At 59.4% G+C, this 12,406-nt stretch carries 9 protein-coding genes; 2 read left to right on the top strand and 7 right to left on the bottom strand.

What is annotated here, in order from left to right; all coding sequences use genetic code 11:
• Positions 1 to 9: 9 nt before the first annotated feature.
• The 4 genes from ACI7MX_RS19510 to cpaB are packed head-to-tail and all read right to left on the bottom strand — an operon-like array spanning position 10 to position 4,668.
• Positions 10 to 1,284, bottom strand: a complete 1,275-nt coding sequence (locus ACI7MX_RS19510) for a CpaF family protein (RefSeq protein WP_405590780.1) — start codon at positions 1,282 to 1,284, stop codon at positions 10 to 12.
• On the bottom strand, positions 1,281 to 2,480 hold the full coding sequence (locus ACI7MX_RS19505) for a pilus assembly protein (protein WP_314490118.1): 1,200 nt from the start codon (positions 2,478 to 2,480) through the stop codon (positions 1,281 to 1,283). The genes ACI7MX_RS19510 and ACI7MX_RS19505 overlap by 4 nt, the downstream gene beginning before the upstream one ends.
• Entirely contained in the window at positions 2,477 to 3,703 is a 1,227-nt protein-coding gene (locus ACI7MX_RS19500; protein ID WP_314490119.1) for a type II and III secretion system protein family protein, read from the bottom strand. Before ACI7MX_RS19500 ends, ACI7MX_RS19505 begins: the two co-directional genes overlap by 4 nt.
• A gap of 26 nt (positions 3,704 to 3,729) precedes the next feature.
• Positions 3,730 to 4,668, bottom strand: coding sequence for a Flp pilus assembly protein CpaB (gene cpaB / locus ACI7MX_RS19495; protein WP_314490120.1), 939 nt, complete (start codon positions 4,666 to 4,668; stop codon positions 3,730 to 3,732).
• A gap of 333 nt (positions 4,669 to 5,001) precedes the next feature.
• Here cpaB and ACI7MX_RS19490 point away from each other — a divergent pair, with 333 nt between their 5' ends.
• A complete protein-coding gene (locus tag ACI7MX_RS19490; RefSeq protein WP_153381190.1) occupies positions 5,002 to 5,226 on the top strand; it encodes a Flp family type IVb pilin in 225 nt (74 codons plus the stop codon).
• 13 nt (positions 5,227 to 5,239) lie between these two features.
• The gene (locus ACI7MX_RS19485; RefSeq protein WP_405590766.1) at positions 5,240 to 5,650 is read left to right on the top strand and encodes a response regulator; all 411 of its coding nucleotides are present in this window, start codon (positions 5,240 to 5,242) and stop codon (positions 5,648 to 5,650) included.
• 391 nt (positions 5,651 to 6,041) lie between these two features.
• Here the strand turns inward: ACI7MX_RS19485 and ACI7MX_RS19480 are convergent, their stop codons facing one another.
• The 3 genes from ACI7MX_RS19480 to pbpC all read right to left on the bottom strand — a co-directional run bounded on the left by ACI7MX_RS19480 (position 6,042) and on the right by pbpC (position 12,406).
• Positions 6,042 to 7,724, bottom strand: a complete 1,683-nt coding sequence (locus ACI7MX_RS19480; RefSeq protein WP_405590763.1) for a ShlB/FhaC/HecB family hemolysin secretion/activation protein — start codon at positions 7,722 to 7,724, stop codon at positions 6,042 to 6,044.
• Between the two features lie 187 nt (positions 7,725 to 7,911).
• Positions 7,912 to 9,786, bottom strand: coding sequence for a collagen-like triple helix repeat-containing protein (locus tag ACI7MX_RS19475; protein WP_405590760.1), 1,875 nt, complete (start codon positions 9,784 to 9,786; stop codon positions 7,912 to 7,914).
• A gap of 283 nt (positions 9,787 to 10,069) precedes the next feature.
• Positions 10,070 to 12,406, bottom strand: a complete 2,337-nt coding sequence (pbpC, locus tag ACI7MX_RS19470; RefSeq protein ID WP_405590757.1) for a peptidoglycan glycosyltransferase PbpC — start codon at positions 12,404 to 12,406, stop codon at positions 10,070 to 10,072.

Raw genomic sequence — 12,406 nt, 5'->3', positions numbered from 1 at the left:
GCAGCCCCCTCAGCCGTTCGGATTCAAAATCGGATCACGACGCAACTTGTCGCTTGCAGGGTTTAACGCTTCGCGCATAAACCCAAAGCCGGTGCGCCTGTCCAACCGGAAGAGGGTGTTGGTCACATACACATCGTCGCGCACGCCAACGACTTCCAGCACCTCGCTGACACAGCGGCGGCCATCGGGCATGCGCGTCAGTTGAATAATCACGTCCAGCGCGGCACAGATCATTTGTCGCAACGTTTTTTCAGCCACCGTGCGGCCAGTCAGGCCCACCAGCGTTTCCAGACGCAACAAGGCGTCTTGGGCCGTGTTGGCGTGCACGGTACTCATCGAACCATCGTGACCGGTGTTCATCGCAGTCAGCACGTCGAGCACCTCCACACCCCGGATCTCACCCAGAATGATGCGATCAGGGCGCATCCGCAGCGCGTTGCGAATCAGGTCACTGGATTTCACTTCGCCATGCCCCTCAGCATTGGGCGGGCGGGTTTCAAGGCGCACCACGTGGGGATGGCCGAGCTGCAATTCGGCCACGTCCTCGATGGTGACCAGACGTTCATGGGGGTTGATCAGTTGGCTGAGAATATTCAGCAGTGTGGTTTTACCCGTGCCCGTACCGCCACTGATCAGGATGTTGCAGCGCTTGCCGACCGCCTCTTGAAAGAACTCCAGGATGTCCTGATCAATGGTGTGCATGGCCACCAGATCAGTGCTGTTGAGCATGTCCTTGCGAAATTTGCGGATGGACAGGCACGGGCCGTCCAGAGCAATCGGCGGAATGATCGCGTTGACCCGGCTGCCGTCCGGCATGCGCGCATCGACCATCGGCGAGGACTCATCCAGACGTCGCCCCAAGGGCGCCAGAATGCGCTGCATCACCCGCTCGACATGGTGATCGTCAATAAAGCGCAGGTCGGTCTGGCTGAGCACACCCTCGCGCTCCACAAACACCCGGTACGGGCCGTTGACCAGAATCTCGGTCACGGCGGGGTCGCGCAGCAAGACTTCAAGGGGGCCAAAACCGGTTAACTCGTCAACAATCTCTTCGGCCAGCCGCTCCATCTCATACCGCGAAATGGCCAGATGCAGGCGCGATACGTATTCAGCCACGCGGTCAGTGACAAATTGCGACAGCGCCTGACGCGAATCTTCGAGCAGGTTTTTGCCGCTCTCCTCGATGGCATCAATGATGTACCGGTGCAGCACCAACTTCAGGCCGTCGTGGTCAGCACGCCCATCTTTATAGAGGCCCGAGCCGAACAGGTTCTCCCCTTTCATTTAGCCCCCAACAGACGGTTAAACCACTTGCCAGGGTTGGCCGAGGACGCTTGAGTGGCGGGCGCATGCCGGGCCAGTTGTTCGCCGACTTTTTTCAGGCCCAGGCTCAAGCCATCCCGCGAGGCCAGGTCATAGAGGGTGGTGGCCTGATTTTTGGCATTAAGGCGCAACTCGGCGCTCAGCGGTAACGTCACTGACAGCGGTATACCAAAGGTTTTGACCAGTGCATCGGCATCCGGCGCCACGCCGCGCAGATAACGGTCCACCAGCAAGGCGGCGTGCTCAAGCTTCATGCCCTTGGCGCGCCACAGGCTCAGCACGTCCAGATTGCGTCGACAATCGAGCACGCTTTGATCGGTGTACCACAGCAGCTTGTCGCAATGGGTCACGAAGGTGCGTATGGCTTCGCCATCGGGCTGGCCGGTCAAGTTGACCACGATGTGCTGGAAATGATTACGCAGGGCACTGAGCAGCATATACAGCTCGGCCGCACTGGTTTGCGACAGCGGCTCATCGTTGTAGCCATGGGCCAGCACGCACATGCCGCTCGGGGTCTTGGCGAATGCGCTGTCAATCAAGGTGCTGTCCAGACGCCGTAAATGACGCATGGCGTCGCCAAAAAAGAAGGTGCTTTCAAGGCCCAGTAACGCCAGCCCATCGCCGCGAGGTAAACCCAAGTCCAGGTAGAGGGTTTTGTGATTCTGTTTATGCACCACCAGACCCAAGTGGCTGGCGAGCAAGGCGCCATCGGCATTGCACTGAGTACTGAACAGCACGGTCATACCGCCCAGCGTGGTGCTCGGCGTAACCGCCGGCAAGCGCTTGCTCAAGCGGCGCACCAAACCTGCCACTTCGCTGGAGCGTGAGCCATAGGCGACAAAATCCCGTGCACCGGCACGCATGGCATTGAGCACCAGCTGGTTATCCATGCCGTCGCCCAGGGCCACAATGGCCAACATCGGTTTGGCTTCCAGCGCGCCCTCGATCAACGCACATTGCGCGACGACTTTTTCCCGATCCAGACCCACAAAAATCAGCCCGGCAAAGGTCACATCGACCAAGGCCAGCAACTCATCCAGGCTGGTAGTGCCTGCACCCACGACTTGGCCCAGCGGCGCCAGAGCACCTTGCAGCCATTCAAGATCGGTGTTGTTGCGCGTAAGCGCGAGAAACGTCTGGCTCAGGCTTTGGCTCATTGGGATAGCCCGCTACGGTTATTGAACTTACCGTTTTCAAGAAAATACAGGCGGTACCAGTTGGGGTCGTAATTACGCAGCTTTTCGCCGGGCAATGACGGCAACTGGGCATTGGCCGCCAGGGGCTGGACCAAATGCGGGGTCACAACCATCAGCAATTCTTTCTCTTCTCGGCTGATATTGGAGTCGCGAAAAAAGGCACCTAACACCGGAATATCCCCAAGGCCCGGGAATTTATTGACCTGCGAACTGTTACGGGTGCTGATCAGGCCGCTGATCACGAAACTTTCGCCATCGGCCAGGGAAATGCTGGTGTCAGTGCGACGAACATTGAGTCCCGGCACCAAAGTACCGGCGATATTCACAGCATTGGTGTAATCCAGTTCGCTGACCTCGGGCGCCACTTTGAGCATGACACGGTCACGACCGACCACCGTCGGCGTCAGCGTCAGGCGAATACCGAACTCTTTGTACTCAATCGACACGTTGTCGCTGCCGCTACTGGGCACCGGAATGGGCACCTCGCCCCCGGCCAGAAAGGTCGCGCTCTGCCCGCTCATGGCCACCAGACTCGGTCGCGCCAGGGTGTAAGCAAAGCCGCTGCCTTCCAGTGCATTGATCATGGCCCGGACCCGGCCACCGCCAAAGCCGATGTTGAAGTACCTGCCATCAGCCACCGGCCCACCGGTGATAATGCCTTCGGCCGTGCTGAGAAATGAGCCCGGTGAACCGAACAGGAAATTGCTGCCCATGCCGAAAATGGAGGTACTGGCTTCTTGAAGCTTGGTGCGATTGACCTCGACAAAACGAATGTCGGTTTGCACCTGCACAGGCAGCGTCGGGTCTTCTGAAGGGGATACGGTAGCGCTGGTATAGCCGACAGTGGCTTTACCCTTGACGAACACCATGCTCTGGCGGGGTGATTTGGAACACGCGGTCCAGATCATCAGACTGGTGGTGCCGGGCGCAACGCCGGTGAGCAAGAACGCATTGTTGCCGTTGGCGTGCACATCGGCAATGGCCGGGTCACCGACCGCAATGCGCGAAATCGCGACCGGGGAATCCATCGCCTGTTGGGTGCCTTGCGCAACTTCCAGTACTGACGGCAATTGGCCGAGGGCTGCGCAATTGCTTGGAACAGCCAAGGCCATTTCAAATGGCGCGCTGCTTAAAATCAGAGTCCAGACAGCTCGTTTGTACAACACCGAAAAACGATGACTCATGCTGGGCTTCCTTGCAGTTCAAATTTTTATTGGGCGGGCTGCTGAGCCGCTTGATTGCCGCGAATGATTTCGATACCCCGCTCACGCGTCACACCATTGGCCGTGCTGACCGCCGGTGCTTTGGGCGGGCTGGTCATGGCTAACTGGTTGAACTGATAAAGGCTGCGCTTGGCCGTCTCCAGGTTGGCGGAAGCGTCTTTTTCTCCGGCCCAGTATTTGCTCAGGCGTTGCTCCTCAGCGCTGCGCACAGCCAAGCGCAGCGTGCCCGCCTGGGTCGCGAGCATCAGTTGGTTAAGTAACGGCTCTGGCACCGCCAGTACGGCGGTGCGCGCTGCTGCACGGCTCTGGGCTTGTTTAAGGGCTTCTTCGGCGGTCACCGGTTGACGGGCCAATTGACCGTCGCTGGTCAGGCCCAATTCCTCGCCCACACTCAATACCCGCACGGCCGGCAATACCACTTGCGCAGACTGCTGGGGATTGGCCGGGTCTTGACGCAGGAACAGCAGGATGTCGACATAATCGCCGGGCGTGAGTTGCCCCGCCGCCCCGCTGACTTCATCGATGGCCACGGCCAGCGCACGCTCATCCGGGCGAATCATGCGCGACAACGGCCCGCCAATTTCGAAGCTCTGCTCATTCACCCATGTACCCGCATTGAGTGCTCGCCACGGCGTACGCCCCACGGCCTGATCAATGGCGGTCAGGCTGCCGGCGGGGACAGTGCGTAATTTTTCAAGGGTCACATCATCCGCTGTCAGGGCGACATGGGGAGGCACATCACGCACCAGCACCACCACGGGATGACGGGTCTGGTCTTCAACGGTCGCCACACCCTGCTCGACGACTTGAGTCACCGGAACCTGCTCAACAGGTTGTTGCCGGGTAATCACCAACCCCCAATAACCGGCAGCAATGGCGCCCACGAACAACACGGCGGCCAACATCAAACTGCGACGATTATTCATGCGAAAACTCCCTTTTTCACTGCAAACGGCAGTCCATAAAACATTCGTGATCAGGTAGCGATGAATACATCGGAAGCGGTTGCAACCATTTCGCTATTTGAAAGTAGCGCAGGTATTTCAAAATGCCATTAGCGACATTGAAAAGCTTAAAAAAATTGCTGGAAGTTTGATTTAACACGCGTTTTATCAAAAAACCTTAGTATTAATACTTTGGCATTAGCTCCTATTTACAGTTGTAGCAGAGGGGTTTATTGCCAATGCTGTGGGTGCAGATTCAACTTAGCGACACCTTATGTGCAGAGTGCTCCGATCGGCGCACCAAGGAGAAGTCAGATGTTTTTAAATACTGTTCTTAGCGTGTATGTTCCGACCCGAACGTTTGTCGCGCATCAGGTTAAACAGTTTGCAAAACGGACTGAAGGTGCCTCGGCTATTGAGTACGCGCTGATTGTTGCAATGGTTGCGATTGTTATCATTGCGGTATCGCCGGGCATTCAAACGTCCGTAAAAGGCATGTTTGACTCCATCAAAGCTGGCCTGGACGCCAAACCCACTTAATTCGGTAACCAGCATGTATCTAACCTCTACACGGCCACCGCTTCTTCTGGTGGATGACGAAGAAGAGGCCGTGCTGGAGTTGGCCGAGCTGTTGGAGGGCGAAGGTTTTTGTTGCCATACGGCAACGTCTGTCATTAGCGCCCTTCAACTGCTGACCCTGCATCCTGACATTGCGCTGGTCATCACTGACCTGCGCATGCCGGAGGAAAGCGGTATTGCTCTGATACAGCGTTTGCGCGAGCACACGCAGCGTCAGCATTTGCCGGTGATCGTCATTTCGGGTCATGCCGATATGGACGATGTCAGTGATCTGCTGCGCTTGCAGGTGCTGGATCTGTTTCGCAAACCCATCTACCACGTGCGCTTGCTCAGTACGCTGGATCATCTCTTTCCCAAGTCTGTCTGGCAAAAACTGGCGCCTTAGAAGCCCCTCACCCTAACCCTCTCCCAGAGGGAGAGGGGACTGACCGAGCCGGATTCAGGTGCAACGCATTAACGCCAGACCGCCGAGTATTCCAACATCCCCCGGTCGGGTTCAGATGCAACGCACTCATGCCAAGCCGCCTGAGTGCTCCAACTTTCCCCAGTCCAGTCCCCTCTCCCTCTGGGAGAGGGCTAGGGTGAGAGTTCAGATGCAACACACTAACGCCAGACCGCCTGAGTGCTCCAACTTTCCCCCGTCCAGTCCCCTCTCCCTCTGGGAGAGGGCTAGGGTGAGGGTTCAGATGCAACACACTAACGCCAGACCGCCTGAGTGCTTCAACTTTCCCCAGTCCAGTCCCCTCTCCCTCTGGGAGAGGGCTAGGGTGAGGGTTTTACAGCTGATAACTAAAACTCAAGGTATAACGCGGCTTACGATTGAAGCTGTCCAGTGCCATGTCAGACATCGGCTTGGCCACCTCCAAAGCAAAGTTGTAATAACGCTTGTCGCCAAAGCGCAGCCCTGCCGCCGCCGAAGACATGTCCGAACCTTTGAACGGAAGCTCGTTGAACCAGGTCTTGGCCTTGTCCAGCACCACATAAGGTTGCAACAACTTCACCCACTCGCCATCACGGTTAAAACTGTAGTTAATCTCATAGGCCACACCCCAGCCCTTGTCACCCGAGGCTTGGTCATCCGGGTAGCCACGACCAAAGTTTTGCCCGCCAAACACTGCCCTTTCACTGTCCGGCAAACTGTCGTTGCTCCAGTACAGAGCGCCTGACATCACCCCCTGCCAGTTGTCGAAGAAGCCATCACTCTGAACACCCGACAGGCGCAAACGGAAGAAATCCAGGTCATACCGGCTGCCGGTCAAGTTTGTCTCGGTTTTGGCACCCAACCCATTAATGCCCTGGTACACGCCGGCACTGACGATGCGCAACTGTTTGGCATCGGACTTGCGCCAATCCCCTTCTACCGCCAGCGCTCGAACATTGGTGCGTTCGCTGATGGTCGGGTCATACCCGACGATTTCGTAGTCGGTGTTGTCGTTGACGCCGTACAGCCGGGTGCCGACGCTCAGCCATTGATCGGGGGCCGCAATCAGCGGATGACTCACGCCCACCGAAAACCGGTCGTTCTTGCGATGGGGCTTAAGCTCAAAGCCGTCACTGGTGGCGATACTGGAAGCCGGGTCACTGCGATAGTGCGAACCGTACAGACTCAGTTGCGTGCCTTCGGCATTGAGGTATTGGCTGTAATCAACACGGTAGTAATGCTCTTTGTCGTGGCCCGGCGGAAACAAGCCGCTCAGGGTCAACTGCTCGGCCATGCCCGTCTGTGAATTGCTGCTCGCGGCAAGCAACGCCTGAGTGCTGTTACGGCTGCCTTCGGTCAGGCTCATGCTGGTGGTGAAGGGCTTTCGACTGGCAGTAATCTGCATCGTCGACGCACCATCGGTGGTCGTGGGTGGTGGCACTTGCGCCTGCAATGTCACGCCCGGCAGCCGGCCCATCAAGGTGGCATAGCGATCAAAGGTTTTACGGGTCAACGGGCGCTCAGCCTTTAGCTTGTCCGCCAAGTCATCAATCATGCCCCTGACCCGCCCCACATCGCCTTCAATGCGATAGTTGCTGATGTACCCCTCGACCAACACCACACGCACCAACCCTTGGTCAAAGTCCTGGGGTGGCAAAAAGGCATAGGACAGCAGGTAGCCGTCGGCCTGATAACGCTGGGTGATGGTGCGCGTGGCCTGGATCAATTGCTCCAGGGTGATTTCATGATTGAGCAACGGTTGATAGGCAGCACCCAACGCCTTGAGGGGGTACACCGTACCGCCTTCAATTTGCAATTTGCGGATAGTTAACCGTGTGCTCATCGTCAACGGTGCAGGCTGAGCGGCTTTGGGTTTGGGCAACTCAAGCTCAGGCGCTCGCGGGCGATAGGCATCGACCGGCAAGTTGGGCGTGGGCAGGGTTTGCAAGGTTTCGTTGCTGTTGAGGTAACGCGGAAGAGGTTCGGCCCCCACGTAAGGCGTCAACGCCAACAACATAAAAGGGATGCAGGTTCGCATAAGACACTCCATGGTCTACTACAGCGGCAATACGAGGGGGGCGCGTCATCTGACCGTGAAGCTACCCGGCATCAGCCCTACAACTTCCAGATGAAAAAAAACGAGAGATTGCGCACAATCTCTCGTTCAACCAAGCGTAGGCGCTGTAGGAGAGGCCGTCGAACCGGCCAGGAACAATTCGTTAGTTTTACTTGCCCACGTTGCCCAAGCCGCCCAGAACGCCGCCAAGCGCACCCCCCAAACCCGCCGCAGGAGCCCCCGGTGCAGCCGCGGGTTCAGCCTGAACCAGACCACCGACTGAACCCACTGTCGTACCGACAGTGCCGACCAGTGCACCTACCGCATTGCCCACCGGGCTGGCGGTCGTGCTTTCGACTTTGGCCCCCACACTGCTGACGGCACTGCCCACCTGATTCAACAGCCCGCTAACAGGAGCGCCAACACCGGTGGCCGCGCCGACATTCTGAGTAACGGTCGTCACCGCAGTGGTGACCGGGTTCAGCGCCGTCGCTACGGTGCCAGTGACAGCGGCTACCGGAGCGCCTGCCGCGGTGTTCGCCACACCTGTGCCGCCCAAAACCGGACCCGCTGATGCAACCACATTACCCACGCCGGTTGCATTGCCGCCACCCGCCTGCACCACACCACTGGTACTGCCTGCGGTCAGGCCGGTGCCAACACCATTAACCACTCCGCCAACGGTTTCCAGCAGGCCGCTGCCAGCCAGGCCACCCGAGCCTCCTGTGCCACCCCCTGTGCCGACTGCCGGATTAACCAGGCCGCCGGCCTTGTCAGTGGCGCCCGCTACCGTGTTCAGCACACCGCCGACCACAGTGGTCACAGGGTTGTTGCCCGTTGCCGCCACTTTATCGCCCAGACCACCGACCGCGGTACTGACCTTGTTCAATACACCATCGACCGGAGCGCCGAGGCCGGTGGTTGTCCCGACTTTGCCCGTGGTGGTTTCCACCATGGAAATGACCGGCACCAGCACTTTGTCATTTACGGCGCCCGTTACAGTGCTCAGCGGGCCAGTGGTTGCAGACCCGGTGAGCGTGTTACCGAGCATGGTGACTGACGTGCCAACCTTGCCAACCACCCCTCCCGCTACATCTGTCACTTTGTTAGTCACACCGCCCACGATTGGGATCTGACTGATCATCGTGTTGTCGAGCACAGTGCTGACGCCCGTGCCGACCGAAGTCACTCCTTTGCCGATATCCGACACGGCGGTGGTTGCACCCGCAACCGTCAGCCCCAGCGAATCTTTATGGGTGCCCAGCGAGCCGAGGCCGTTGGTCACGCCTGTGCCCACGGACGTCACGGCATTGCCGGTATTCGTCACCAGGCCACTGCCCACCGTGCCCACCACAGGAACGGCGATCAAGCTATCGCCGAGGCCGCTCACCACGTTGCCAACCCCCTGCACGCCTGTACCCACTTGCCCGACTATCTGCCCCGTCACCAACGGCGTGGTGCCTGCACCTGTGCCACCGCCACCTGTGCCGCCACCGGTTCCACCACCGCCGGTACCACCACCTGTGCCGCCTCCGGTTCCGCCACCACCTGTGCCACCGCCAGTGCCGCCTCCGGTTCCGCCACCGCCGGTACCACCACCTGTGCCGCCGTCGGTTCCGCCACCGCCGGTACCACCACCTGTGCCGCCGTCGGTTCCGCCACCGCCGGTACCACCACCTGTGCCGCCGTCGATTCCGCCACCGCCGGTACCACCACCTGTGCCGCCGTCGGTTCCGCCACTGCCGCTACCGCCACCTGTGCTGCCACCACCTGTGCCACTGCCAGTGCCACCACCTGTTCCGCCACCGTCTGTACCACCCCCTGTTCCGCCACCGTCTGTACCACCACCGGTGCCGCCACCTGTGCCATCACCACCGCCAGCGCCACCGTCTCCGCCACCGGTACCACCATCCGTACCGGCCTCAGGGGTGCTTTCTGAAACATGGCTTTTCGAGCCGCCGCCACCGCTGCTGCATCCTGCAAGGCTCACAGTCATTACCAACAGTAGGGCTGTACTTGTTTTTAACCACAGTTGAGTATTCATGATCTTTGTCCTGGCACACGTAACGACTAAGTTCGAAAGTTCTCTGTTCTGACGCCAGAGATACACTTCATCCGTGTACACATAACAAACCTGTACGGGCTTGCAGACAATTCACCCGTTGGTATTAACGCCTTATATAACGCTCTGAGCCTCACCCTTAATAACTAATGCTTTTGAATGAGTCGTGAATAAAAAAATCTGTGTTTTCAATAGCGTGTTTGTTCAATCAAACAAGCACGCACATTCACTCCCCCTTAGGTTATAACCACAATTGACTGTTTGTTTACTCCACCACACTGAACTCGACCCGTGCAGTTTGCCCACTTTCATCCAGCACACTGAGTTCGTAACGGCCCCCCTGCTCCAGTGACGTGGTCAGGGTTTGCGCAAAACCACTGTCGCCCAGTGGCCTGCCATTGAGAAACCACCAGCGACGGCCATCACCGCCCAACGCCGACAGGGAAAGCCGTACCACCGCTTGGCTGGACGCCGGGCTGCGCAGGCGATCACCCTCGCGTACGCCGACAATGGACAGCGGGGCGACTGAACTCAACGCGGGCGGTGGGCAGTGCGCTGAAGCCATCGGCAAACGCGCTTCGCGCCGCTCAACACGGGGCAGCCAGGGTTCAAGCGGCGCAGGCCACAGGGCGACTGCGCGAGGCGTAGCACCGGGGCAGTGCGCCCCCACTCTCAACCCCTGTGGGTCAACCCAGATGGTTTCGCGCAAACCCGAACCCAAAGGCTGGTCGGCAGCCAGCAAGGTCGGCGGCGTGGTGTGGTCCAACGTCCAGGCAAAACGCTGACGCCGACAATTCACGTCGGTGCGATTCAGGGGTTGCCCCAACGGCCAGCAGATCGCCGCGACCCCAACCGTAGCGGGCACCGGCACCACGGGACTGACAATGCCGCGCTGGCTGTCGCGATTACTCAGCACATCGTGGACCTGCAACATCAACGGTGCAGCCGACGCCAGACCAAATTGCCCCGGCACGGGTGTGCCATCTGGCCGACCAATCCACACCCCGATCAAATAACGCGGCCCGACGCCAATCGCCAGGGCATCGCGAAAGCCATAACTGGTGCCGGTCTTCCAAGCCAGCGCCGGACGCTGAGTCAGTTCGGCCTTTGGATCGCGGTCGGGGCGGGCTTGGCCACTGAGAATGCGCCGGATAATCCACGCCGAACCCGGCGACAACAGACGGCGCTCACGCAATTCGTCCTGTGGCTGGAATCGCAGCGCGGCACTTTTGCCACCCCGCGCCAGCGCACTGTAACCGCTGACTACGTCCTCCAGACGACTGCCCGCCCCGCCCAGAATCAATGCCAGATTAGGCTCGGCCAACGCGGGCAGACTGAGTGGCACACCGCCATTGCGCAGTTCAGCGGCAAACCGCTTGGGACCATAGGCTTCGAGCAATTGCACCGCGGGCAAGTTGAGCGACATCGCCAGCGCCGAACTGGCAGACACCGGGCCACTGAAGCCCATCGAAAAGTTGCCCGGTCGGTAATCGCCATAGCGGCGCGGCACGTCCTGCAACAGTGATTCGGAGTGAATCAGCCCTGCGTCCATGGCCAGCCCGTATAAAAACGGTTTCAGCGTAGAACCGGGCGAGCGCAGGGCATGGATCATGTCGACATGACCAAAACGTCGCGCATCATTGATATCCACCGACCCTAAATAAGCCCGCACGGCCATGGTCTCGGTTTCCACCACCACAACGGCCGCCGAGGTGTGATCGGGTAATCGGGCTCGCCAGCCCAGCAATAAGTCTTCAAGGCGACGCTGCAAGCCAGCGTCGAGGGTGGTGCGAATCAACGGCGGGCTATGAGGACGGTTCAAACGGCGCGCCAGCAAGGGCGCAAGGCTGGGTTCCAGACGCGGCGCCAGCCACAGAGGTTCTTGCAGCGCTTCGCCCACCGCGCTCTGCGGCCACACCTGATACTCGACAAGGCGGCGCAGCACTTTGTCGCGCGCCACCTGCGCACGCGCCGGGTGCCTGTCGGGCCGCAGGCGACTAGGGGCTTGCGGCAGCACGGCCAACAACGCGGCTTCAGAGCGGGTGAGGTGCAGCGGTGACTTGCCCAGATATGCCCAACTGGCGGCGGCAACGCCTTGCAACGTGCCGCCAAACGGTGCGCGATTGAGGTACAGCGTGAGGATTTGCGCTTTGTTTAAATGCCATTCCAGCTGTGCCGTGCGCCACAACTGGCGCAATTTTCCGGTCAACGTGCGCTCATGCGGATCGAGCAAGCGCGCGACTTGCATCGACAGCGTGCTGCCCCCGGACAACACCCGTCCCCCGCTCAGGTTCTGCCAGGCGGCACGCCCCAGTGCCAACGGGTTTACCCCGTGATGTCGATAAAACCAACGGTCTTCATAGGTCAGCAAAGCCTCCAGGTAATACGGCGACACCTCATTGAGTTCCACGGGATAGCGCCACACGCCCTGGGCATCAGCAAAACGCCATAACGGGGTGCCATCTTCAGCCAGTACCACGCGGGCCATATCATCCTGCGGCAAGGGCAAGGGCCAAAGGCGATCCGCCAGCCACAGCAACCCGCACGCCAACAGCAGACTGCCTGCGCTCCACACGACGATGTTTTTAAGACGAGAACTCAC

It is taken from the genome of Pseudomonas sp. 2024-210, from assembly GCF_045062345.1.
In the GTDB taxonomy this organism is placed as follows: Bacteria; Pseudomonadota; Gammaproteobacteria; order Pseudomonadales; family Pseudomonadaceae; genus Aquipseudomonas.
This window is presented reverse-complemented; position numbering and strand designations above follow the sequence as displayed.

Excerpts from the sequence above, each read along its gene's own strand:
- ACI7MX_RS19480 (WP_405590763.1), bottom strand. The coding sequence starts at position 7,724 with ATGCGAACCTGCATCCCTTTTATGTTGTTGGCGTTGACGCCTTACGTG.
- ACI7MX_RS19485 (WP_405590766.1), top strand. The coding sequence starts at position 5,240 with ATGTATCTAACCTCTACACGGCCACCGCTTCTTCTGGTGGATGACGAA.
- ACI7MX_RS19510 (WP_405590780.1), bottom strand. The coding sequence starts at position 1,284 with ATGAAAGGGGAGAACCTGTTCGGCTCGGGCCTCTATAAAGATGGGCGT.
- ACI7MX_RS19490 (WP_153381190.1), top strand. The coding sequence starts at position 5,002 with ATGTTTTTAAATACTGTTCTTAGCGTGTATGTTCCGACCCGAACGTTT.
- ACI7MX_RS19475 (WP_405590760.1), bottom strand. The coding sequence starts at position 9,786 with ATGAATACTCAACTGTGGTTAAAAACAAGTACAGCCCTACTGTTGGTA.
- cpaB (WP_314490120.1), bottom strand. The coding sequence starts at position 4,668 with ATGAATAATCGTCGCAGTTTGATGTTGGCCGCCGTGTTGTTCGTGGGC.
- ACI7MX_RS19505 (WP_314490118.1), bottom strand. The coding sequence starts at position 2,480 with ATGAGCCAAAGCCTGAGCCAGACGTTTCTCGCGCTTACGCGCAACAAC.
- ACI7MX_RS19500 (WP_314490119.1), bottom strand. The coding sequence starts at position 3,703 with ATGAGTCATCGTTTTTCGGTGTTGTACAAACGAGCTGTCTGGACTCTG.